At 33.7% G+C, this 24,292-nt stretch carries 20 protein-coding genes; 10 read left to right on the forward strand and 10 right to left on the reverse strand.

The window, feature by feature from the left end; translation table 11 throughout:
• Position 1: 1 nt before the first annotated feature.
• The 7 genes from OZP10_RS13075 to miaB form a co-directional block, all read right to left on the reverse strand.
• Positions 2-277 (reverse strand): co-chaperone GroES, encoded by a 276-nt coding sequence (locus OZP10_RS13075; RefSeq protein ID WP_008467105.1) that lies wholly within the window; start codon positions 275-277, stop codon positions 2-4.
• A gap of 143 nt (positions 278-420) precedes the next feature.
• Complete coding sequence (gene secG / locus OZP10_RS13080) at positions 421-765, reverse strand: preprotein translocase subunit SecG (RefSeq protein ID WP_177210784.1); 345 nt, start codon at positions 763-765, stop codon at positions 421-423.
• A 3-nt stretch (positions 766-768) separates the two neighbouring features.
• Positions 769-2,490, reverse strand: coding sequence for a tetratricopeptide repeat protein (locus OZP10_RS13085; protein ID WP_281631279.1), 1,722 nt, complete (start codon positions 2,488-2,490; stop codon positions 769-771).
• Between the two features lie 89 nt (positions 2,491-2,579).
• Entirely contained in the window at positions 2,580-3,083 is a 504-nt protein-coding gene (locus OZP10_RS13090; protein ID WP_177210782.1) for an LptE family protein, read from the reverse strand.
• A 90-nt stretch (positions 3,084-3,173) separates the two neighbouring features.
• Positions 3,174-4,433 (reverse strand): sigma-54 interaction domain-containing protein, encoded by a 1,260-nt coding sequence (locus tag OZP10_RS13095; protein ID WP_281631280.1) that lies wholly within the window; start codon positions 4,431-4,433, stop codon positions 3,174-3,176.
• 122 nt (positions 4,434-4,555) lie between these two features.
• Positions 4,556-4,927: a GxxExxY protein gene (locus OZP10_RS13100; protein WP_281631281.1), complete on the reverse strand. Its 372-nt coding sequence runs from the start codon at positions 4,925-4,927 to the stop codon at positions 4,556-4,558.
• A 93-nt stretch (positions 4,928-5,020) separates the two neighbouring features.
• Positions 5,021-6,466: a tRNA (N6-isopentenyl adenosine(37)-C2)-methylthiotransferase MiaB gene (gene miaB, locus OZP10_RS13105; RefSeq protein ID WP_281631282.1), complete on the reverse strand. Its 1,446-nt coding sequence runs from the start codon at positions 6,464-6,466 to the stop codon at positions 5,021-5,023.
• 561 nt (positions 6,467-7,027) lie between these two features.
• Between miaB and topA the strand changes: the two genes are divergently transcribed.
• The 8 genes from topA to OZP10_RS13145 all read left to right on the forward strand — a co-directional run bounded on the left by topA (position 7,028) and on the right by OZP10_RS13145 (position 18,021).
• Complete coding sequence (topA, locus tag OZP10_RS13110) at positions 7,028-9,556, forward strand: type I DNA topoisomerase (protein ID WP_281631283.1); 2,529 nt, start codon at positions 7,028-7,030, stop codon at positions 9,554-9,556.
• Between the two features lie 6 nt (positions 9,557-9,562).
• Positions 9,563-10,714 carry a formimidoylglutamase gene (locus tag OZP10_RS13115; RefSeq protein ID WP_177210778.1) on the forward strand — a complete coding sequence of 384 codons (1,152 nt, stop codon included), beginning with the start codon at positions 9,563-9,565 and terminating at the stop codon, positions 10,712-10,714.
• 262 nt (positions 10,715-10,976) lie between these two features.
• Positions 10,977-12,371, forward strand: coding sequence for a T9SS ring complex lipoprotein PorK/GldK (gene porK, locus OZP10_RS13120; RefSeq protein ID WP_281631284.1), 1,395 nt, complete (start codon positions 10,977-10,979; stop codon positions 12,369-12,371).
• Between the two features lie 56 nt (positions 12,372-12,427).
• Positions 12,428-13,075, forward strand: a complete 648-nt coding sequence (gene porL, locus OZP10_RS13125; RefSeq protein WP_008467092.1) for a type IX secretion system motor protein PorL/GldL — start codon at positions 12,428-12,430, stop codon at positions 13,073-13,075.
• A 51-nt stretch (positions 13,076-13,126) separates the two neighbouring features.
• Positions 13,127-14,668 (forward strand): type IX secretion system motor protein PorM/GldM, encoded by a 1,542-nt coding sequence (gene porM, locus OZP10_RS13130; protein ID WP_281631285.1) that lies wholly within the window; start codon positions 13,127-13,129, stop codon positions 14,666-14,668.
• 43 nt (positions 14,669-14,711) lie between these two features.
• The gene (gene porN / locus OZP10_RS13135; protein WP_177210776.1) at positions 14,712-15,701 is read left to right on the forward strand and encodes a type IX secretion system ring subunit PorN/GldN; all 990 of its coding nucleotides are present in this window, start codon (positions 14,712-14,714) and stop codon (positions 15,699-15,701) included.
• 181 nt (positions 15,702-15,882) lie between these two features.
• Positions 15,883-16,872: a type IX secretion system ring subunit PorN/GldN gene (gene porN / locus OZP10_RS13140; RefSeq protein WP_281634762.1), complete on the forward strand. Its 990-nt coding sequence runs from the start codon at positions 15,883-15,885 to the stop codon at positions 16,870-16,872.
• Positions 16,873-16,947: 75 nt separating this feature from the next.
• Entirely contained in the window at positions 16,948-18,021 is a 1,074-nt protein-coding gene (locus tag OZP10_RS13145) for an NAD(P)/FAD-dependent oxidoreductase (protein ID WP_177210775.1), read from the forward strand.
• Here OZP10_RS13145 and OZP10_RS13150 read toward each other — a convergent pair.
• The gene (locus OZP10_RS13150) at positions 18,002-18,385 is read right to left on the reverse strand and encodes a DUF983 domain-containing protein (RefSeq protein WP_281631286.1); all 384 of its coding nucleotides are present in this window, start codon (positions 18,383-18,385) and stop codon (positions 18,002-18,004) included. The two genes, OZP10_RS13145 and OZP10_RS13150, sit on opposite strands and share 20 nt — an antisense overlap.
• A gap of 437 nt (positions 18,386-18,822) precedes the next feature.
• Between OZP10_RS13150 and OZP10_RS13155 the strand changes: the two genes are divergently transcribed.
• A complete protein-coding gene (locus tag OZP10_RS13155; RefSeq protein WP_281631287.1) occupies positions 18,823-20,745 on the forward strand; it encodes an ABC-F family ATP-binding cassette domain-containing protein in 1,923 nt (640 codons plus the stop codon).
• Positions 20,746-20,981: 236 nt separating this feature from the next.
• On the opposite strand, the gene OZP10_RS13160 is transcribed toward OZP10_RS13155, so the two are convergent.
• The gene (locus OZP10_RS13160) at positions 20,982-21,944 is read right to left on the reverse strand and encodes an App1 family protein phosphatidate phosphatase (RefSeq protein ID WP_281631288.1); all 963 of its coding nucleotides are present in this window, start codon (positions 21,942-21,944) and stop codon (positions 20,982-20,984) included.
• Positions 21,945-22,005: 61 nt separating this feature from the next.
• Here OZP10_RS13160 and OZP10_RS13165 point away from each other — a divergent pair, with 61 nt between their 5' ends.
• Positions 22,006-22,875: a diacylglycerol/lipid kinase family protein gene (locus tag OZP10_RS13165; RefSeq protein ID WP_281631289.1), complete on the forward strand. Its 870-nt coding sequence runs from the start codon at positions 22,006-22,008 to the stop codon at positions 22,873-22,875.
• Positions 22,876-23,057: 182 nt separating this feature from the next.
• On the opposite strand, the gene OZP10_RS13170 is transcribed toward OZP10_RS13165, so the two are convergent.
• Entirely contained in the window at positions 23,058-24,203 is a 1,146-nt protein-coding gene (locus tag OZP10_RS13170) for a GNAT family N-acetyltransferase (protein ID WP_281631290.1), read from the reverse strand.
• Between the last annotated feature and the right edge of the window lie 89 nt (positions 24,204-24,292).

A 24,292-nucleotide genomic window follows, 5' to 3' on the forward strand; every position in this document is an offset into this window, starting at 1 on the left:
TTTAGATAATTGCAAGGATATCGTCCTCACGCATAATCAAATAATCAGTACCTTCTAATTTTAATTCAGTACCTGCATATTTACCGTAAAGAACAGTATCTCCAACTTTTACAGTCATTGTATGATCTTTAGTTCCGTTTCCTACTGCAACTACAGTTCCTTTTTGAGGTTTCTCTTTGGCAGTATCAGGAATAAAAATACCTGAGGCAGTTTTAGTTTCAGCTGCAACAGGCTCAATAAGTACGCGGTCTGAAAGCGGTTTAATGTTTAAAGCCATGATTTTATATTATTATAAGTTATACGTTTTTTTCTGTTCTATAAACTTTCAGAAACTGTGCCATGCTAGAAAAACTGACATTATTTCTTAAAAAAAATGCCAGCTTTGACAGGCTGGCATTAGATTGTATATCGAGCTACTTTTTATTTTGCTGGTGCAGGTGTTGCAGGCGCAGGAGTAGTTCCTTGTGCTGGAGCAGCAGGTGCATTTACAGGAGCTTCAGTTTTATCAATGATTTTAGATTCAGTATCGCTTAAAGATCCAGAGAAGCTTAAGCTTGAAAGTAAAATTAGCACAATTAAAACAGTAGCCAAAGTCCAAGTACTTTTGTCTAAAAAGTCAGTTGTTTTTTGTACTCCACCTAACATCTGCGTTCCGCTGATTGTAGAAGACAATCCGCCTCCTTTAGGGTTTTGTACCATGATAACTACGATCAATAGAAAACAAACTATTGTGATTAAAACTAAAAAAATTGAAAATGTGCTCATTACTTAATTATTGTTATTGTTATTTTGTTGTAAAATCTTTATATCCGATATGCGGTCTGCAAAGAAAGTAATTTTTTCTGGATATTTCAAAATTAATATTTCATAAGCTTGAATTGCTTTTGTATATTTCTTTTGTTCCAGATATACTCTGGCCAAAGTCTCGGTCATTAGATACGAATTGTCCTCTATAGTAGTCTCAATTTGGACTGCTGGAGCACTTGTTCCAGGTTTAATTGGAGATATTTTCGGATTGGTTTCGATAAATTTATCGATAATTTCAGCCTTCTTTTGTCTCTCTTCTTCTTTAGCAGCTTCTATTTTTGCTTGTTCTTCTGGAGAAAGTTCGTTTGAGCGGTCAATTGGTTCTGTTCGAGATAATTGAAGCCATTCTTGGAACGAATGTTTTTCGCTAAGAGAAAAATCCAAAGGTTTTCCAATTTCTAAATGTTCAGCAGCCGTTTTTGCAGGTTCATTAGGCTCTTCTTCTTCGATTATTTCTTCGATCGGCTCTTCATTTTCCTCTCTAATCTCTTCTTCTTTATCTTCTTCGCGATCCTCAGCTTTGATAACCTCTTGAATTGCTTCTTTTGGTTCTGCAGGTTTTTTTGTTTCAGCTTCTTTAATCGAAGAGAGAATAGATCGCTCAACAGAATTCATTTTAAATTCTGGAATAATCATTTCTTCGATAACGCTGTCGTCTTCCTCTTCTTCAACCGAATTTAAAATAGGCTCTTCTATAATAGGTTCAGCTTTTATTTCCTCAGCTTTTGCAGATTGTTCAGTAGTTGCGGCTTCTGATTCTTTGATCGAACTTAAAATAGAATTTTCAATACGATCAAATTTATGCTCTTCAATTGTAATTATAGATTCAGGTTCAGTTATAGAAGGAGTTTCAGAAACTTTAATAGAACTTAAAATAGAGTTTTCAATACGGTCTATTTTAGGTTCTTCTGTTATTATCGTTTCTTCTTCTATTTCTTCTTCTGATAAGATTTCATTTTCTTCCTCAATATTTGAGACTGAATCAACAGCATCAATTTTATTTTCTGTTTCGATTACTGGTTTTTCAAAACTAACGGAATGCGCTTCTTTAATAGCAAGAAAAATAGACGGATCTATTTCTGGAAGTTTTTTTGGCTCTTCTATTATTATTGGTTTTTCAAAAGTAATAGAATGTGCTTCTTTTATAGCCAGAAAAATAGAAGGGTCAATTTCAGGAACTTTTTTAGGTTCTTCAATAATGACAGGTTCTTCCGCTTTTACTGGTTCCTGCGTTTTAATTGGCTCTTCGATTTTTGTAAATGAAGGAGTTTCTATAGTAGAAATTGGAGTTTCTTTTATTATTTCAGAAACAGCTTGTTCTTCAATGTCTGTTTTTATTTCAATAGCTTTCTGAATTTGTTCAGGCGAAATGATTTCACTGTCAAAAACAGTGATTTCAAGAAGATCTCTCAGTTTTTGCTCGTAGAAATCATTCTGAATAGAAGTGAAAGCTTCAGAAGTAATAAAATCAAATAGAACAGAACGATCAGCAGTATGCGCTGCTGTTACCTTTAAAGCATAATTATACTTAAAACTGTTTTGATTGTAAAGTCCTTTTAATCGCAATGCGCGTGCACTTTGAAAATACGGAAATTCATTCAAAACACTGCCTAATGCATCCGCCTGCTTTTCAGTAATAGCATCGGGTTTGTTCATTAAGTAGGTATAATCGCTAACGTTCATTCTTTATTTTTGGTTTAATCGGTTAATTGTTTAATCGTTTATTCGTTTTGTTTGTTTTATCGATTAAACGATTAAACAAACAGGCAAAACTACCATTTTGCTAATGACTCATTAAAGATATCTTGTGTAATTCTTTCAAAAATAACTCTAATTGCTTCACTTAAAACAGATCCTGTTGGTAAGTCTCTTCCTGGGAAATCATAATAGAATTCAAAAGATTTCTCAAAATCATCTGTTTCTTTCTTTTTATTCATAAAACGAACATTAACACGAATCGATAAACGGTTTTGAGCAGCTTGCTGATCGGCAGTTGCTGTCATTGGAGTAATTCTGTAATCTGTAATTTCTCCTTCATAAACCAAATCACCTCCATTACTGACTAAATTTAAATTGGTTTGATTCATAATCAAATCCTGCAAAGCCAAGGTAAAAGTTCTATCGATTCCAGGTTCAATTAAATCGGCATTATTTTGAAAGAAGTTAACTTGAAATGTTTTAGCATCGATTTTTCCAGTTCCTGTAAAGTTATAAACAGAACAGCCACTCAACATAAAAAGGCTTAAAAGTGCAAAAAGAGAATATATTTTTTTCATAATGTATATTAGTCAAATTCCAATATTTTGAAATTCCAAATTTCGCCAAATATACTAATTTGGGATTTGGAATTTAAAAATGGAGATTTATTATAGGTCGAATTGCTTGATTTTACGATATAAAGTTCTTTCGGAAATACCAAGTTCATCTGCCGCAGCTTTACGTTTTCCTTTGTTTTTTTCTAATGATTTTTTGATCATTTCAATTTCCTTTTGCTCTAAACGTAAAACTTCTTCTTCCTCGATAGTTTCAGCAAACAAGTAATTGTCATCTTGCATCTGATAATTATCTTCACGTACAGCAGGAGTTGTCATAACAGCGGTTCTTGGTTCTTCCTCAAAATCAATTTCGCTGTCATTCTGCTGATTTCCGTATATTTTCTGAATCAGATTCGGATTGATATCCTGTACTTTAGAAGTTCCGTTTTTCATTAACTCCAAAGTCAGTTTTTTCAAATCGTTCAAATCGCTTCTCATATCAAAAAGCACTTTGTATAAGATGTCTCTTTCCGTACTGAAATCGCTTTCTTTTTTGCTGTCATTAATAACAGAAGGTAAATTGCTTCCTTCAGCAGGCAAGTACGATTGTAAAGTAGCAAGACTGATATCTCGATTCGTTTCTAAAACAGAAATCTGCTCAGCGACATTTCGCAATTGACGAATGTTTCCACTCCATCTGAATTTTTGTAAAAGCTGAACAGCATCATCGTCCAATCTTAAAGGCGGCATTTTATATTTATGGGCAAAATCGGCCACAAATTTTCTGAACAACAAATGAATATCGTCCTTTCTTTCTCTTAAAGGAGGTAAAGTAATTTCTACAGTGCTTAAACGGTAGTACAAATCTTCACGAAATTTACCTTTTTCAATAGCATTAAATAAGTTCACATTGGTTGCTGCAACAATACGAACATTTGTTTTTTGAACCTGAGAGGAACCTACTTTTATAAATTCACCATTTTCAAGTACACGAAGTAATCTTACTTGAGTAGTCAGTGGCAATTCACCAACTTCATCGAGAAAAATTGTTCCGCCATCGGCCACTTCAAAATAACCTTCACGAGTACTTGTTGCACCTGTAAATGCACCTTTTTCGTGACCAAAAAGTTCACTGTCAATAGTTCCCTCAGGAATTGCACCGCAGTTTACGGCAATATATTTACCATGCTTTCTGTGTGAAAGCGAATGTATAATTCTTGGAATATTTTCTTTACCAACGCCACTTTCCCCAGTTACCATAACCGAAATATCAGTTGGAGCAACCTGAATGGCTTTTTCAATGGCACGATTTAATTTCGGATCATTTCCAATAATCTCAAATCGCTGTTTTATTGCTTGAACTGTTTCCATATCGATTTTGTTTCAAGTTTTTTTGTTTCAGGTTTCAAGTTTTAAGCTTTGACCTTAAACGCTAGGCTTATATTTTTTTTCTTTTTGCCACAGATTAAAGTGATTAACACAGATTACCTAAATTATAAAATATATCTTTTGTATTGTAGAGATTTTGTTTGAAAATTTACAAGCAATCCTACTTCTGAATCTGATAGTTTTATGTAATTTAAAATCTGAGCAATATGTTCATTTGAAAATTCTTTTATTGCTTTCACCTCTAAAACAATGTCTTCATTAATAATGAAATCTGCATAAAATTTATGAGGTAAAATAATTCCTTTATATTCAATTGAATATTCTTTTTCTCTTTCGAAAGGAATATTATTTTGTTTAAATTCTAATTCTAAAGCGTCTTTGTAAACTACTTCTAACAAACCTGGTCCAAGATTTCTGTGAACTTCCATACAAATTCCAATAATCTTGTAAGTGTCGTTTTCTTTATAGTGTTGCATCAATATTTATTTTACCACAAATCTAAAAGAAATAAAGTAAGAAAAATAATTCAAAAAAAATCATTTTAATCCTTTTAATCTGTGGCAAAAAAATTAATTCATGCTACTAAGCCCAACCGCTTCACCTTTTAAAGTTCCCGAAGTACAGCTTGTGATTTTTACGTTTACGAAATCTCCAATTTTATAATTCTCTTTTGGGAAAACCACTGTAATACTCTGAGAATTTCTTCCAGAAAATTCATCTTTAGATTTTTTAGAAACTTTCTCTACCAAAACTTCAACTGTTTTTCCAACAAACTCTTCGCTTCTAAACCAAGCGTGTTTTTGTTGTAAATCAACAATTTCTTGTAATCTTCTGGCTTTGGTTTCTTCCTCAACATCATCCTTCATTTTTCTTCCAGCCAAAGTTCCAGGGCGTTCAGAATACGAATACATATAACCGAAATTATATTTTACATATTCCATCAAGCTCATTGTATCTTGGTGGTCTTCTTCAGTTTCTGTTGGAAAACCAGCAATCATATCTTGCGAAATCGAAGCATCAGGAATAATCGCCTTAATTTTATCAATCAAAGCCATATATTCTTCACGAGAATGCAGACGATTCATTTCTTTCAAAATTCGGTTACTTCCAGACTGAACTGGTAAGTGAATATGTTTGCAGATGTTTGGATATTTCGCAATAACATGAAGAATACTCTCATGCATATCCTGCGGATTTGAAGTCGAAAATCGAATACGCATTTTAGGAAAACCAACAGCAACCATTTCTAACAATTGATCAAAATCGACCGCAGTTGCTTTTTGCATTTCAGAAGCATTTACAAAATCTTTTTTCAATCCACCACCGTACCAAAGGTAACTGTCAACGTTTTGTCCTAAAAGTGTGATTTCTTTAAAGCCTTTTTCCCAAAGATCTTTAATTTCATTCATAATACTTTGCGGCTCACGGCTACGTTCACGGCCACGTGTAAAAGGCACAACGCAGAACGTACACATATTATCACATCCGCGAGTGATCGAAACCAAAGCAGTAATTCCGTTGCTCATTAAACGAACAGGCGAAATATCTCCGTAAGTCTCTTCTTTTGATAAAATTACATTAATGGCGTCACGTCCTTCTTCAACTTCAGCCAATAAATTCGGAAGATCTTTATAAGCATCTGGGCCAACCACAAGATCAACTATTTTCTCTTCTTCCAAAAACTGACTTTTCAAACGCTCAGCCATACAGCCCAAAACGCCCACTTTCATTTTCGGATTAGTACGCTTTACTGCATTATATTTCTCTAAACGCTTGCGAATAGTTTGTTCTGCTTTATCGCGAATAGAGCAAGTGTTTACCAAAACCAAATCGGCTTCTTCAAGAACTGAAGTTGTGTTATATCCTCCGTCAGACAAAATGGAAGCTACGACTTCACTGTCCGAAAAATTCATCGCACAGCCGTAACTCTCTATAAATAGCTTTTTAGTATTCTCAGGTTTATTTTCCAAAACAAGACTTTCGCCTTGTTTGCTTTCTTCAATAATCTTTTCCATTGTAAAAATTCAAAGTGCAAAGATAGCGTAATTGAATCTAATATGACAAGATGTCAGATAAAGAATTAACAATGTTTTGAGAAATGTTCAGAGCCAGTGTTTTGTGTGCTTTTAATGATAATTAGAAGCTATTTCCAGCTTTCCACTCCATCCCGATAGCTATCGGGACATAAAAAAAGCAAAGTTTCTAATGTTGTAAAAAGAGCTTCCGCTGGTCGCTTTTTTAAAACAAGAAACTTTTGCTTTTTTTATTCCGGGCTTTCCGCTATAATCTGGGCTAGGAAATTCGATTTCAAAAGAAAACTTTACTAAAGTAAGTTGTAAATTGAATCAGAGATTTTAAGAAATGTTTTTTACAATTTAAAATTTTAGCTCTGAAATCTAAAATTAAAAGGGATTTCTTGGTTAAAAATCACTAAAAGTTATACCTATATATATTATCGAGATTATTACAGATAAATCTGCAATTTTAAGTTTCATAATATCAAAATACCTCAAAAATGCATTCGTAAGGTTAATATTTAAAAAAAATAAATACTTTTGTTGCAGAAAAATAGAGCAATGGCAAAGAATTTAGTAATAGTGGAGTCACCTGCAAAGGCGAAAACGATCGAGAAATTTCTTGGGAGTGATTTTCAGGTGGAGTCAAGTTATGGACACATAGCGGACTTACCATCAAAGGAAATAGGAGTAGATGTAGAAAATGGTTTTAAACCTAAATATGAAGTTTCTCCGGATAAAAAAGCCTTGGTAACGAAGCTGAAGTCACTTTCTAAAAATGCCGAAACGGTTTGGTTAGCATCCGATGAGGACCGCGAGGGAGAGGCTATTTCATGGCACTTGGCGGAAGAATTAAAGCTAGATAGAAAAAAGACCAAACGAATTGTTTTTCATGAGATTACAAAATCTGCGATTCTCAAAGCAATCGATAATCCAAGAGAAATTGACTATAATTTAGTAAACGCACAACAAGCACGTCGTGTTTTAGACCGTTTAGTGGGTTACGAATTATCTCCGGTTTTATGGAGAAAAATTAAAGGCGGACTTTCAGCTGGTCGTGTACAGTCGGTTTCTGTGCGTTTGATTGTTGAAAGAGAACGCGAAATACAAAGTTTCAATGCAGTTGCAACTTATTCTATTGTTGCAGAATTTGTAAACGAAGCAGGAAAAGCTTTCAAAGCAAAACTTCCAAAAAACTTCAATACTAAAAAAGAAGCCGAAGATTTCTTAAATCAAAACATCGGTTCTAAATATAAGGTAGCAGATTTAGAAACTAAACCTACCAAAAAATCTCCAACAGCACCTTTTACAACTTCTACGTTACAGCAGGAAGCAGCAAGAAAATTATACTTGCCAGTTGGAATTACCATGCAATTAGCGCAGCGTTTATACGAAGCCGGACTTATTACTTATATGAGAACCGACTCGGTAAACCTTTCTAAAGAAGCAATGGATGCTGCACAAGCAGAAATCATAAAATCGTACGGGAAAGAATTCTCTAAACCGAGAACTTTTGCAAATAAAAGTAAAGGAGCTCAAGAGGCGCACGAAGCAATTCGTCCGACAGATATGTCTCGTCACACCGTAAATATCGACCGTGACCAAGCTCGTTTATACGATTTGATCTGGAAAAGAACTTTGGCTTCGCAAATGAGCGATGCACAGTTGGAAAGAACAAATGTAAAAATTGAAGCAGATAACCATAGTGAGATTTTTACAGCTTCTGGAGAAGTATTGCTTTTTGAAGGTTTCTTAAAAGTGTACTTAGAAGGACATGATGATGATGAGGAAGAGCAAGAAGGAATGCTTCCAGCTTTAAAAGTAAATGAGAAACTGGCAAATAACTATATTACAGCTACTGAACGATATTCAAGACCGCCTGCACGTTACACTGAGGCATCTCTAGTTAAAAAATTAGAGGAACTTGGAATCGGACGTCCGTCAACTTACGCACCAACAATTTCTACAATTATCAATAGAAATTATGTTGAAAAAGGAACTCTTGAAGGCGTAGAGCGTAATTATACACAGCTTACTTTGCAAAATAGTAAGGTAGGAGAAAAAGTTCTAAAAGAAAACACAGGTTCAGATAAAGGAAAATTGGTTCCTACAGATATCGGAACGATTGTTACTGATTTCTTGGTAAAGAATTTCGGAAACATTCTAGATTATAATTTTACTGCAAAAGTTGAGCAAGACTTTGATGAAATTGCCGAAGGAAATATTGACTGGGCAAAAATGATGCAGGATTTCTACAACAAATTTCACCCAAATGTAAAGGAAGTTGAAGCAAATGCAGAACGTGAAAGTGGAGAAAGAATTTTAGGAAAAGATGCAGATGGAAGACAGGTTTCTGTTCGTTTAGGAAAATTTGGACCAATGGCGCAAATTGGAGAAGCAGACGATGAAGATAAGAAGTTTGCTAGTTTAATGGCGGACCAGAATATTGGAAATATTACACTTGAAGAAGCTCTGAATTTGTTCTTGCTTCCAAAAAGTTTAGGAGAATATAAAGGAGAAGAAGTTGAAGTAAACAATGGCCGTTATGGACCTTATGTTCGTCATGGAAGTGTTTTTATATCATTACCAAGAGGAGAAGATCCGCTTAATGTTTCTAAAGAAAGAGCTCAGGAATTAATTGACGAAAAAGCACTTGCTGATGCGCCAATTGCGGTTTACAAAGGCGAAGCTGTTCAAAAAGGAGTGGGACGTTTTGGACCATTCATTAAATGGAACGGACTTTTTGTAAATGTGAGCAAGAAATACAATTTTGATAATCTTTCTCAAGCTGATGTTGAAGAATTGATTGAAGATAAACTTCAGAAAAACATTGATAAAGTTATTCATAACTGGGAAGAAGAAGGAATTGTAGTAGAGAAAGCCCGTTGGGGACGTTCTGTGATTCTGAAAGGTAAAGTCAAAATTGAATTAAGCAAAGATGTTGATGCAACAAAATTAACTCTGGCTCAAGTTCAAGAAATGATTGCTGCTAAAGCACCTGCAAAAAAAGCGCCTGCAAAGAAAACTGCGGCTAAAACAACAACAGCTAAAAAAGCCCCGGCTAAAAAAACAACTGCTAAAAAGAAATAAATATAGATGGAATTTGATTTTCTAGAACCAGTTAATGATGCAATTGTAAGATTCGTCGGAGGACTGTCTTCACAAGAGCTTGGGAGTAAAGTTGTTTTTCATACCCAAGATCAGTTTCCTGATATTGCGCAGATAAATATTGCTATTATCGGTGTTTTAGAAGACCGTACAAACATCAATATGATTAATGAAGTTAATCTTTCTGCTGTACGTAAAAAGCTTTATAGTATGTTTCCAGGTAATTGGGATGCTTCGATAGCAGACCTTGGAGATATACTTGCAGGCGATTCTGTAGAGGACACTTATTTTGCATTAAAGAAAGTTACAGCTGCATTAATCAAGAATAAAGTCATACCTATAGTCCTAGGAGGTTCTCAGGATTTGACCTATGCTTTGTATCGTGCTTACGATGATTTAGAGCAGATGGTAAATTTGGTTGCAGTGGATAATAAATTTGATTTTGGTAAAGAAAATGAGTCGGTTTCTGCTAACTCTTACCTGACAAAAATTATTATTGATGAGCCTAATAATCTTTTTAATTACTGTAATATAGGATATCAAACTTATTATAATTCGCAAGAAGAAATTGACTTGATCGAAAAGTTGTTTTTTGATGCTTATAGATTGGGTGAAATTTCTAATAAAATAACTTTGGCAGAGCCAGTTTTTAGAGATGCAGACTTGGTTAGTATAGATTTAAATTCTGTAAAATCTTCTGCTTCAGCTAATATGGTTACTTTTGAGCCAAACGGATTTAATGGAAAAGAGATTTGTGCTTTGGCTAGATATGCTGGTATCAGTGATAAAGTTTCTTCTTTTGGAGTATTCAATCATAACAGTACATTGGCCGAATCGGCTATTATTGCTCAGATTGTATGGTATTTTATTGAAGGATATCACTACCGCTCAAAAGAATATCCATTTGGAAGTAGGGCTAACTATTTAAAGTATATAGTTCCGTTAGAAGATGAAGAACTGATATTCTATAAAAGCGATAAAACTGACCGTTGGTGGATCGAAATTCCATATGAATCAAATGGCAGCAATAAATTGAAAAGAAATACGTTATTACCTTGTTCTTACGAAGAATATTTGTCGGCTTGCAATCAAGAATTGCCAGAAAGATGGTGGAAAGCGCAACGAAAAAATGCTCTGTAGAACAAAAATATAAGTGAAATCTTAACTTTTTAAAACCTCTTTAAAAATGTTAATTTTAATTAGTAAGAAAAAGCTTATATAATATAAAAATTAACGTTTTACGTCGATTTTTTGAAGCAGTTTGTCGATAAAATATTTTTTTTTTATTTTATTTAACATTATTTTTGAACGATAAAATAAATTCGCAAGTAGTATTGTTTTTTAGATAAATAATAAATACGTTTACGGACTTTTAATAATGAATAGATAATCCCAAATTTATATGAAGAAGTTTATTGCATTTGCAGCAATGTTAACACTAGTAATCGGCTGTGGTAAGTCTGGTGACAAAGGTGAATTAGTCGGTGTTACAGGAGGGAAATGGCATCCCGAGAAGCCTTATGGAATGACATTAGTTCCGGGTGGATCTTTTATTATGGGTAAATCAGATGCTGATTTAGCTAACGTGGAAGATGCTCCAACTAAAACTGTAACTGTTCGTTCATTCTATATGGATGAAACTGAGATTACAAATAGTGAGTATCGTCAATTTGTGGAGTGGGTAAAAGACTCTACAATGAGAGTTCGTTTAGCGATCTTAGCAGACGAAACTGGACAGAAAGCTACTGATGGAAAAGGTAAAAAAGCCGGAAGTATTGCTGATTATGCTTTTAACGACTCTGATCCAGAAAAAATGACAGCTTATGATAAATATATGTATGATAACTACTATAGTGTTGGTACAAAGGATGATCCATATGCTGGAAGAAAATTAAACAGAAAAGTAAAATTAATTAAAGATACTAAAGCTTATCCAGACGAGTACTACGCTGAAGTAATGGATTCTATGTATTTACCAATTGAAGAATCATATAATGGTTTAAGAACAATTGACGTAAATAAATTGAAATTCCGTTATTCTTGGATGGATATTCAAGCTGCTGCAAAAGCAAAAGTTGGAAAAAGAAGTGACTTCGTAAAAACAGAGCAGGTAAATGTTTATCCTGATACTGCAGTTTGGATTAAAGATTTTGCTTACTCGTACAATGAGCCAATGCATAATGATTATTTCTGGCACAAAGCTTACGGAGATTATCCAGTAGTGGGTGTGACTTGGAAACAAGCTAAAGCATTCTGTGCTTGGAGAACTTTAAACAAAAACAGCTACATTAAATCTAAGAAAAAAGGACGTGACTTAGTAAACTCTTTCAGATTGCCAACTGAGGCAGAATGGGAGTATGCTGCTAGAGGAGGTCTGGAGTCTGCTACTTATCCATGGGGAGGTCCTTATACTAAGAGTGATAGAGGTTGTTTCTTAGCAAACTTCAAACCAAGTAGAGGAGATTATGCTGCTGACGAAGCGCTTTACACAGTTGAAGCTAAATCATACGATGTAAATGGTTACGGATTATACAATATGGCAGGAAACGTGTCTGAGTGGACAGATTCAGCTTATAATCCAAACGCTTACGAATATGTATCAACAATGAATCCAAACGTAATTGATGGTAAAAACCAAAGAAAAGTAGTTCGCGGTGGTTCTTGGAAAGACGTTGCTTATTTCCTACAGGTAAGTACACGTGACCACGAATATGCTGATTCTGCAAGAAGTTATATCGGATTCAGAACTGTACAAGATTACATGGGTACTCAAGTTACAGGAAACAGAAAAAAGTAATTTTATAATTTTATCAATATCCAACAAATCTATTTTAAACCTAAAAAAAAAGTATTATGGCATTATTAAGTAAAAAAGCAATGAATTTCGCTTATGGTATGGGAGCGGCAGTGGTAATCGTTGGAGCGTTATTCAAAATTACTCACTTTGAGATTGGACCATTAACAGGTACAGTTATGCTTTCAGTAGGATTAGTTACTGAGGCTTTAATTTTCGCGCTTTCTGCTTTCGAACCAGTTGAAGAAGAACTAGATTGGACTCTAGTTTACCCAGAATTAGCTAACGGACAAGCTAGAGAGAAAAAAGCTAAAGCTGAAACTCCAACTGACGCTCAAGGATTATTATCTCAAAAATTAGATACATTATTAAAAGAAGCTAAAATTGATGGTGAATTAATGTCAAGTTTAGGAAACAGCATCAAAAACTTCGAATCTGCTGCTAAAGGAATTGCTCCAACTGTAGATTCAATCGCTGGACAAAAGAAATATTCTGAAGAATTATCAGTTGCTGCTGCTCAAATGGAGTCATTAAACAGCTTATATAAAGTTCAATTAGAAAGCGCTTCTAGAAATGCTGAGGCTAACAAAGAAATCGCTGAAAATGCTTCTAAATTAAAAGAACAAATGGCATCTATGACTGCAAACATTGCATCTCTAAACAGTGTTTACGGTGGTATGCTTTCTGCAATGAGTAACAAAGGATAATTAGTTTTTAACTAATATTAAATTTATTAATAAAGAACTAATTAGAAAAAAATGGCAGGAGGAAAATTAACCCCTAGACAGAAGATGATTAACCTGATGTATCTGGTTTTCATCGCGATGTTAGCAATGAACGTATCAAAAGAAGTTATTTCTGCTTTTGGTTTGATGAATGAGAAGTTTGAAGGTGCAAACACTACTTCAACAGAAACAAATGCAGGTTTATTAACATCTTTAGATCAAAAAGCTGCTGAAGCAAAAGGAGAATTCGCTATTGCTGCAGTAACAGCTCACAAAGTTGAAACAATTACAAAAGAATTTTATGATTATATAGGTACTCTTAAAGCTCAGGCTGTTAAAGGTTTTGAAGTTGATAAAGCAACTGGAAAAATGCCTTACGAATCTATGGATAGAGGAGATAATATCGATGACTGGTTTACAGGAGACGGTTACACTAAAAAAGGTAACGAAATTATTTCTAAAATCGAAAAATATAAAGCTGATATTAAAGCTGCTTTAGGAACAGACAAAAAATACGCTGCAATTATTGCGGAAGTTGAAAAGAAATTTGATGTTTCTGATGTTAAAAACAAAGAGGGAATTAAAGAAAAATACTTAGCGTACCACTTTAAAGGATTCCCTGCTATCGCATCTGCTGCTAAACTTTCAGCTTGGCAAAATGATGTTAAAAAAGTTGAAACTGACGTTTACAACAGTGCTTTAGGTAAAGCTGCAGTTGCAGCTGCTTCTTACAGCAATTACCAAGCAATTGTTGTTTTAGATAAAAACGCTTATTTCCAAGGTGAAAAAGTTACTGGTAAAGTTGTTTTAGGTCGTTACGACGAAAACACTACACCAACTTCTTTCCAAGGTCCTGGACAAATTGTAAACGGACAAGCTGTTATCTCTTTAACTGCTGGTGGAGTTGGAGAACAAGATATCAACGGACAATTTACTTTCTTAGAGGATGGAAAAAATATTCCTTTAAAATTCTCTGGAAAATATGTTGTAGTTCCAAGACCAAACGCAGCTACAATTTCTGCAGACAAAATGAACGTAGTATATAGAGGAGTTGTTAACCCAATCTCTGTATCTTTCGCTGGTGTTGATGCAAACAAAATTGTTGCTAGTGCTCCAGGATTAGCTTCAGCTGGAAAACCAGGAAAATATAATATGAGCCCAGGTCAAGGTACTGAAACTACAATTTCTGTAACTGGTACTTTACCAAACGGTGACAAAGTAACTGATAAGAAAACATTCAGAATTAAAGGTATTCCTGGTCCAACAGGAACAATTAGAGGTGAGATGGGAGTTGTTAAAGGTCCTAAATCTAACTTAGAGATTGCTACTATTGGAGCTAAACTTCTTGATTTTGATTTTGAAGTTGGTTTAGATGTTGTTGGATTCAACATGAAGATTGCTGGACAGCCTACAGTTGTTGTTACAGGAAACAAAATGAATGCACAATGTAAACAAGTACTTTCAAGAGCAGGTAAAGGAGACCAAGTTACTATTTCTGAAATTAAAACTAAACTTGTTGGAGCTGGTAGTTATTTATTGCCAAGAACTGCTCCTGTAATTTACGAAATACAATAATAAAGTAGTGCAGACTACATTCAATATCTTATACGATACCACGATGAAAGTAAGAAATTTTTTAATAGCTATTGTTTCTATCGCTGGAGGTTTTGCTTCTCATGCGCAATCTAACTTGCTTAATGCTAAAACTCCTGCTCAGATTGGACTTAAAACTCCTGCTCAATTAATCTCTGATAATGATAAGCCTTTGGCTTATGGTTATGTAGATGATAGAGATATCCTGATGGGAAAAACAACATGGGAAATCATTGATTTAAATGAAAAAATCAACTTTCCAATGTATTTTCCGGTAGATACAGCTAATATTGGTCCTAACAGACGTTCTCTTTACGACGTTTTAACTAAAGCTATTAAAGGTGGAAAAATTACTGAAGTTTATACTGATAGTTATTTCAACACTAAAAAATCTATGAAAGACATCGAAGGATCATTATCTCGTATTGATACAACAGATGCAGGTAGAGAGTTAATTAACCAATATCCTGATGACTACAAATCACGTGTTGTGAAGAAAAAAGTAGTTTCTGGTAAAGGTAAAAACAAATCGGTTTCTTATGTAGAAGAAACAGTTGGGCCAACAAGAACGGTTCCTGCTGAATATATCTTGAAACAAGATCTTACTGCTGCAGATGTTACTCAGTATAAAATTAAAGGATACTGGTATTTTGATAAACGTCAAAGTGAATTAAAATATCGTTTACTAGGAATTTGCCCAGTAACTCCAGACGTTTATACAATGAATAGTGATGAAAAGGATTATATTGAATTGTTTTGGGTATTCTTCCCAAATGCCAGAGAAGCACTGCATGAAGCAAAAGCTTTCAATGACAACAACTCAGCTCTTCCAATCTCATTTGATCAGATTTTAAATTCAAGACGCTTTAACGCTGTTGTTTACAAAGAAGAAAACCTTTATGGAGACAGAGCAATTAGCGATTATATGAAAGACAACGCTCAAAATCAGTTGTTGGAATCTGAAAGAGTGAAAGAGAAAATTCGCAATTTCGAACAAGATATGTGGAATTACTAAGTTGCACGTAATCAAATATTTAAAAACTCTTACTACCTTTGTAGTGAGAGTTTTTTTTTTATGTCAAAAAGTTTCAAAACAATCTAATCTTAGATTAATATTTGATTTATTTTTGGTTATGTAAGAAAAATAACAATATTTATAATAAAATTTCGTTTAATGTTCTGTAAAAGTTATCATGATGAAAGTAAGAAATTTATTAATTGCTATTGTTGCTGTTCTCGGGAGTTTGACTTCTAATGCTCAGTCTAATTTACTTAATGCCAAAACTGCCGATCAGATTGGGTATAAGACACCTGCTCAAATGATATCTGATAACGATAAACCTCTGGCGTATGGTTATGTTGATGATCGAGATGTTTTGATGGGTAAAATGGTTTGGGAAATTATTGATTTAAACGAAAAAATCAATTTTCCATTATACTTCCCTGTTGATACTGCTAATATTGGGCAAGATAGACGTTCGCTTTATGATATTTTAACCAAAGCAATCAGAAATGGTAAAATAACAGAAGTATATGCAGATAGTTATTTTAATACAAAAAAGTCCTTAAAAGATATTCAAGGAGGATTATCTCGAGTTGACACAACAGATGCTGGCCGAGAATTAATTAATCAATATCCTGACGATTATAGAACCCGCGTTGTTAAGAAAAAAGTGGTTACCGGTACGGGGAAGAATAAAAAAGTTACTTATGTTGACCAGACAGTAGGGCCAACTAGAACAGTTCCTGCTGAATATATTTTGAAACAAGATCTTACTGCTGCCGACGTAAGTCAGTATAAGATTAAAGGCTTTTGGTATTTTGACAAAAGACAGAGTGATTTGAAATATCGTCTGCTTGGAATTTGCCCAGTAACGCCCGATGTTTACACCATGAACAGTGATGAAAAAGATTATATCGAGCTCTTCTGGGTTTTCTTTCCCAATGCTCGAGAAGTATTGCATGAAGGAAAAGCTTTTAATGATCAAAATTCTGCACTTCCGATTTCTTTTGATCAAATCCTAAACTCTAGACGTTTTAATGCTGTAATATATAAAGAAGAAAATGTTTATGGAGATCGTGAGATTAAAGATTATATTAAGGATAATGCACAGAGCCAATTATTAGAATCTGAAAGAGTAAAAGAGAAGATTCGTAATTTTGAAGAAGATATGTGGAATTACTAAGTTTGTAAACTAAATTATAAGAAAAACTCTTGCTACCTTTGTAGTAAGAGTTTTTTTTATTTTATATACTTCACAATGCTTGATTATTTAATCGTCGGATCTGGATTGGCTGGAATTTCTTTTGCCGAAATCGCCCTAAAAAACAATAAATCTATTTTAGTTGTTGATGACAAATCTCAGAATTCTTCAAGAATTGCTGGTGGCTTGTACAATCCAGTTATTTTAAAACGTTTCAGTGAAGTATGGAATGCCAAAGAACATTTGGTTTTAATGAATGAATTTTACGAACAGGTTGAAGACAAGCTACAAGAGAAATTCAATTTTAAAATGCCAATTCTTCGAAAATTTTTTTCAATAGAAGAACAGAATAATTGGTTTGCAGCTTCTGATAAAATAAACTTAGCTCCTTTTTTATCAACGAAACTAATTACCAAGAAATATCAAGGAATCGATTCTCCTTACGATTACGGAGAAGTTTTACATACAGGCTATGTTAAAACTGGACAGCTATTGGAAAGTTATAAAGCCTACTTAAAGGAAAATAATTTACTTCTTGAAGAATCTTTCCATAGTTCTTTCTTGGAGATTCTTGATTCGGGAATTCAATATAAAAATATTAAAGCTCGCAATATCATTTTTGCAGAAGGTTTTGGCCTACATAAAAACCCTTATTTTAATTATCTGCCTTTGGATGGAACAAAAGGTGAGTTATTTTTAATAAAAGCGCCAGATTTGAAATTGGATTTAATTGTTAACACCAGTGTTTTTATTCTGCCAGTAGGAGGTGATTTATTTAAAGTTGGCGCTACTTACAATTGGCACGATAAAACAGATCTTCCTACCGAAGAAGGAAAACAAGAGCTTTTAGATCGTATTAGAGAAATTATTACCTGTGATTTTGAAATTGTAAAGCATTTTGCCGGAGTTAGACCAACAGTTGCAGATAGAAGACCTTTGGTGGGCACTCATGAAGCATATCAATCCATTCATCTTCTTAATGGATTAGGAACACGCGGTGTAATGCTGGGACCGGCTTTAGCTAAAATGTTGTATGATAATATCGAAAACGGAACCCCGATAGATCGTGAAGCTGATATAAAACGCTTCCATAAAAGATATTTAAAATCTCTTACTCCTGACCGGCCTTAGGATCGTACGATACAAACATATTGATATATAGGTTTCTTGAAAGACGCAGTACAAAAGGAAACAATACAACTAATGTCAATATGATTGTAATAAAAGACTGTTCAATTGTGGCTCCAAAAAAGACAAAAGAGACAATAAAAGCTGCAATTCCGACTGCAACATTTAATCCGTAGCTTACATACATGGCGCCATAAAAAAATGAAGGTTCAATTTGGTATTTGAATCCACAGTGGCTGCAATGTTCATTCATTTTGAGAACTTTGCTTAAATGAAGCGGATTTTTGTCTTCATACATACTTTCTTTTTGGCATTTTGGACAACTTCCTGTTATTATGCTATTTAGTTTGGAACCTCTTTTAAACATTTAAGTAAGTTTTATAGTCTTTAATTCACCTCGATTGTATTTAGATACCAATGTGAATGGGAAAAATTATTTAGAACAAATATAGGGCATTTTCAGGCGTTAAGCTATTAAATTAGGATAAAAACTTACGGCTTATCTCGGTTTGGTTTTGGGAATCCCTCTAACTTATACAATGTTTCTTTTTTTTCTGAAATTCATATTAGGGCATATTCTCAATGCAATTACTTTTTACTTAACTAAAGAAGTAAAATTCGGAATTAGACAAAGTTTTTGGTTTTAGAATTTTGCAAAAGCGATTGTTTTTCAGTGCCAAAACTTCAATTAAAAGTTATACTTTTGCACTTTCAAAATTGTAACAGGATAATTCGCTTGTTTACAGTTTATTTATTTAATGAATAAAAAAGGTTTTTTAACCTTTACATTTACAGCAATACATTATGCTTAATATACACAATCTTTCTGTTTCTTTTGGAGGAACCTATTTATTTGAAGAAGTTACTTTTCGTTTGGGTGCCGGCGACCGCGTAGGTCTTGTTGGTAAAAACGGAGCTGGTAAATCTACAATGTTAAAAATGCTGGCGGGAGATTTTAAACCAGATTCTGGGGTTATTTCTCAGGAGAAAGATATTAGAATGGGATTTCTACGTCAGGATATTGATTTTGAACAAGGAAGAACCGTTTTAGAAGAAGCGTATGAGGCTTTTACAGAAATTAAAGTTGTAGAGAAAAAACTAGAAGAAATCAATCATCAATTGGTTACTAGAACCGATTATGAAAGTGAAGAATATGGACAAATCATTGAAGATTTATCTGATTACACGCATCGTTTTGAGCTTCTTGGAGGTTACAATTATGTAGGAGACACAGAGAAAATTCTTTTAGGTCTTGGTTTTAAAAGAGAAGTTTTCAATAATCAAACAGAAACATTTTCTGGTGGATGGAGAATGCGTATCGAATTGGCTAAACTGTTATTGCAATCCAATGATGTATTGCTTCTGGATGAGCCTACTAACCACTTAGATATCGAAAGTATCATTTGGTTGGAGAATTTCCTTCGTAATTATCCTGGAGTTGTGGTAATTGTTTCGCACGATAAAATGTTCTTGGATAATGTAACGAATAGAACAATCGAAATCTCTTTAGGAAAAGCATACGATTTCAATAAACCATATTCTCAATATTTAGAGTTGCGTCACGAAATTCGCGAAAAGCAATTGGCAACTCAAAAGAATCAGCAGAAAAAGATTGAAGAAACAGAAAAATTAATCGAGAAATTCCGTGCAAAAGCTTCAAAAGCTTCGATGGCGCAATCCTTGATTAAAAAATTAGATAAAGTTGAAAGAATCGAAGTTGATGAAGATGACAATTCGGTAATGAATATTTCATTTCCAGTTTCAAAAGAACCTGGAAAAGTAGTTATTGAAGCTGAACATGTAACAAAAGCTTACGGAGATAAAACGATTCTTAAAGATATTAGTTTATTGGTAGAAAGAGGAAGCAAAATTGCCTTTGTTGGTCAGAACGGACAAGGAAAATCGACTTTTATTAAAGCTTTAGTAAACGAATTTGAATACCAAGGAAATATCAAATTAGGACATAATGTACAATTAGGATATTTTGCTCAAAATCAAGTTGAATATTTAGACGGAGAAATCACTTTACTGCAAACAATGGAAGATGCAGCGACTGATACAAACCGAATGAAAGTTCGCGATATGTTAGGTTCGTTCTTGTTTCGTGGAGATGATGTGGAGAAAAAAGTGAAAGTGCTTTCTGGAGGAGAACGTAACCGTTTGGCACTTTGTAAGTTGTTATTGCAGCCAATCAACGTGTTGCTTATGGATGAGCCAACGAACCACTTAGATATTAAATCTAAAAACGTTTTAAAAGCCGCGCTTCAAAAATTCGGTGGAACTTTATTATTGGTTTCTCATGACAGGGATTTTCTTCAAGGAATGTCGAATATTGTTTACGAATTTAAAGATCAAAAGATTAAAGAATATTTAGGAGATATCAACTTTTTCTTAGAACAGCGTAATCTAGAAAACATGCGCGAAGTTGAGAAAAAAGATGTGGTAAAAAATGCACCTGCTCCGAAAGAAAAAGAGACTAGTAAATTGTCTTACGAAGATCAGAAGAAAGGAAAAGCACTTCAGAACAAGCTAAGCAAGATCGAAAGTCAGATTCAGCAATTAGAAAAACAAATCCAGCACGACGATAAGATGTTAGAAACCAATTACGACAAACATATCGAAGATGCATCATTTTTTACAGCTTACAACAAAAAGAAACAAGATTTAGAGCAATTGTTAATCGACTGGGAAGTTGTTTCAGAAGAAATTGAAGGAATGAATGCTTAATTTTTTTGTTTCAAGTTTCAAGTTTCAAGTTGTAATCTTAAGAGGTAAATTTAACCGCAAGGCACGTTAAGTTTTTTGTAGTTTGCATGCAATGTAAAAAGTTCGCAAAGCTTTATCGATAGATAGCTTTGCGAACTTTGCGTTTTATAAAAGCTTATAGAAATCTTAGCGTGCTTTGCGGTTAAATATTTATTCAGTTCAAAACTTGAAACTTGAAACCTGAAACCTGAAACAAACTACTTAATAATTCCAATCGATTTAGAATGTTCAATTGCTTTGCTGCTGTCTCTAAAATAGCAAACAGAAACATTCAGACTTTCTAAATTTCGCAAAATCTTTTGAACTTCTTTTTTAGGAGATTTGCCAGTTTGTCTAATATAAACCGCAACAACGGTAACGGGAAATATTTTGCAAATTCTTTCGTAAAGTATTGGATCATGCTGTGAATCATCGCCCATTAAAACATATTTTAAAGTTGGGTAGAACTCTACAACATGTTTAATTTTTTCGTATTTATGATCGTGATTTCCTCTTCCGCTCATGAAAAAATCAGTAATTCCTCTTTTGATATCTTTTAGTAGAAAAACCGCTTTTGGCAGTTTGTTGATTCGTGTGAATTTGGCAATAAATCGGTATAAATTCCATTCACTGCTAGAAATATAGAAAAATGCATTTACTTCTTCGGTATTATTTCTTCCAGCAGAACTTAATGCTTGGTAATGTGCTACAACATCATTAAAAACTTTACGATCGTTAACGTTTTTGAACAATAGGATATAAATTTTTCTAAAGATGTTATTGGTGTGCGAAATCAAAAAAGTATCATCAATATCTGATATAATTCCTAGTTTCCCTTTATGAGGTCGTATAAAACTGCCTTTGCAGGTTGTGGTTTCATTTTGGTATTTTAAGCTTACTTCGTAAGGCATCCAGCCAAAATGGGTTTCTTTTTCTAGTGGAATACAAAAGTTAAAGTACCCGTCGTCTAGTGTTTTGGTATGAATTATTTCGTTGTTGTAATGAAGATATACGTCAAAATTTTTGATGGTTTTTATTCTGAACAATTTAAGGATCGAAGTGGCATTTTTTAATTTTCTATTCTCAAAATTGTATTTGTGTTCCCTTTTAAAAACATGCCCCATTACAATTAACTCTTGTTCATTTGCATAACCGCGATATAATTGTAGAATTGGTTTCATTAATTACGTATATTTATGTAACTGTAAATTACTTAATTTAATTGGTTTTAAAAATAAAATTTTGAAAAAGAATATTCTGTTTGTGGTAAATCCTATTTCTGGAGACTTAGATAAATCTGATTTGATAGATGCTGTCGAAGAGTTTGCTGTAACCAATCATTTTGATTTAAAAGTGTATGAGACTACAGGGAAAAATGATTTAAAAGCAATACAATCTTTATATAATGAATCTGAACCAGAACGAATTATTGTTGCGGGAGGAGACGGAACCATAAAAATGGTAGCAGAAGCTATGGAAGATCAAGATGTCATAATTGGGATTTTACCAGCAGGTTCTGCAAATGGACTTTCGGTAGATCTAAATCTTCCGACAGGAATAGAGGAGAACCTTAAAATAGCCTTTTTGCACCATTATATCGAAATGGATATGATTTGCATTAACGGTAAAAAAAGCATTCATTTGAGTGACCTCGGATTAAATGCCAATCTGGTTAAAAATTACGAACAAAGTGATGTGCGTGGTTTTTGGGGATATGCATTGCAAGCTTTTACAACGCTTAAAGAATCTGAAGAACCTTTCGTTGCAACTATTTCAGCAAACAATAAAACGGTCGAACATGTCGCAAGAATGATTGTAATTGCCAATTCGCAGAAATACGGAACGGGTGTAATTATCAATCCGAATGGCGCTATGAATGATGGGAAGTTTGAGCTGGTAATTTTAAAGAGTCTTGATCTGCTTTTAATTGGAAAAATAATTACGGGAAATATGCCAATTGATTCTGAGGATATCGTAATTATCTCGACCGATAAAGCCGAAATTAAAACAGATTATCCCGTTAATTTTCAAATTGATGGGGAATATTGCGGTGCGCAGACTTCGTTAGAAATTCATATTCTGCATAAACAGATGAAAATTGCGGTTCCGTGATTTTATTGAAGAAATATTGATGTTGAATTATGTCGCTCCGCTGGAGCTTTTATATTTTACAGCTAATTTTTTTATAAATATTTCGCTCTTCCAGAGCTAAAAAAAGCTCCGTTAGGAGCGAAATATTTGTAGAAAGTGTATGAGTCACAAGTTCTAAAAGCTCCAGCGGAGCGACACATTTTTTATTTAAACGGATTTCTCTCCTGCCATTCTGTTTTTGGTTCCAAATAATTGAAAAATCTCGAAATATTATGATTGATTAAAGCATTGCTGTGCGTAATTAAACCATACATTTTTACAGGTTTTGCACCAACAGAACTTTTGATTTCAAGAGCGGTTCTGGCAAAAACAATTTCGTGGAAACCTTTTTTAATAGAATACGCAATCATATCGTAAAGCATGTTTAAATACAACATTTTTTCACGCTGCATACTTTCGTCATAGCCTAAAAAATAGGTATCCATTACATCTCCATTTTTTATTAAAGTATTGAAACCGATTAGTTTTTCATCCAAGAAATAACCATACAGAAGAAAATTTTCTCCCATTATTTCTTTAAAAAAACTAAAGTGGTTGCGAGCTAGAAAAAAAGTGTTGAAAGGAGCATTTTTGGCCACATGAAAATAAAGATCGTAAATAACATCTTCATATTGTTTAATATCAGAAAGTGACATTTGCTGTTTTACAATTCCTTCCGATTTTTTTCGTGCGCGTTTGTACTGATCTCGATATTTTTTGGACAATGCATCAATATAATCTTGTTCTGATTTCCAATTTTCATTGATTTTAAAAATCATATTGGGCTGAGTAGAAAACGTGTAATTGTTTTTGAATTCAGCTTGAAGCGGTTCGATTTCTTTTGCGGTAAAATCTTTTATGCTCGTAATGTGAACTTTTCTTCCGCTTTCTTTTAAATCTTTTTTTAGTTGATTAATCGCCTTATGAAGTGTTTTAATCGCTTTGGATTCTTTGATTGTTTTATCAAAAATAAAAGCATTTTGTCCTGTAAGCATATTGTTTCCTACGAATAAAACATGCGAAGCAAAATTCTTTAAAGCAAAATTGCGCACCGAAGTTTTTAAACATTTATCGCGCTCGCCGAAAGATTCGAGTTTTTCTGCAAATAAGAACTGCGTTAACACAATTCCGATTAATTTTTTCTCTTCAAAAAGACCGATAAAATGGCAAGTCATATTTACTGGACAAGAGTTTTCCAGCACTTCGAGATATTCGCGTGTCAAAAAAATGTTATTTGCTGCAAGCGAGTTCCATTCTACAGGCAGTAATGATGCGCTTTTGTAAATCTGGAAAGAATATGTTGTATTCAAAAGAGTGAGCTAATTTCTTCAAAATTAGAGAATATTTATAATAACTAAAGGGGTTTAAGTTATTATTAAGAAAACCCGTTTGAGATTAT

This window comes from Flavobacterium luteolum, from assembly GCF_027111275.1.
GTDB lineage: Bacteria > Bacteroidota > Bacteroidia > Flavobacteriales > Flavobacteriaceae > Flavobacterium > Flavobacterium luteolum.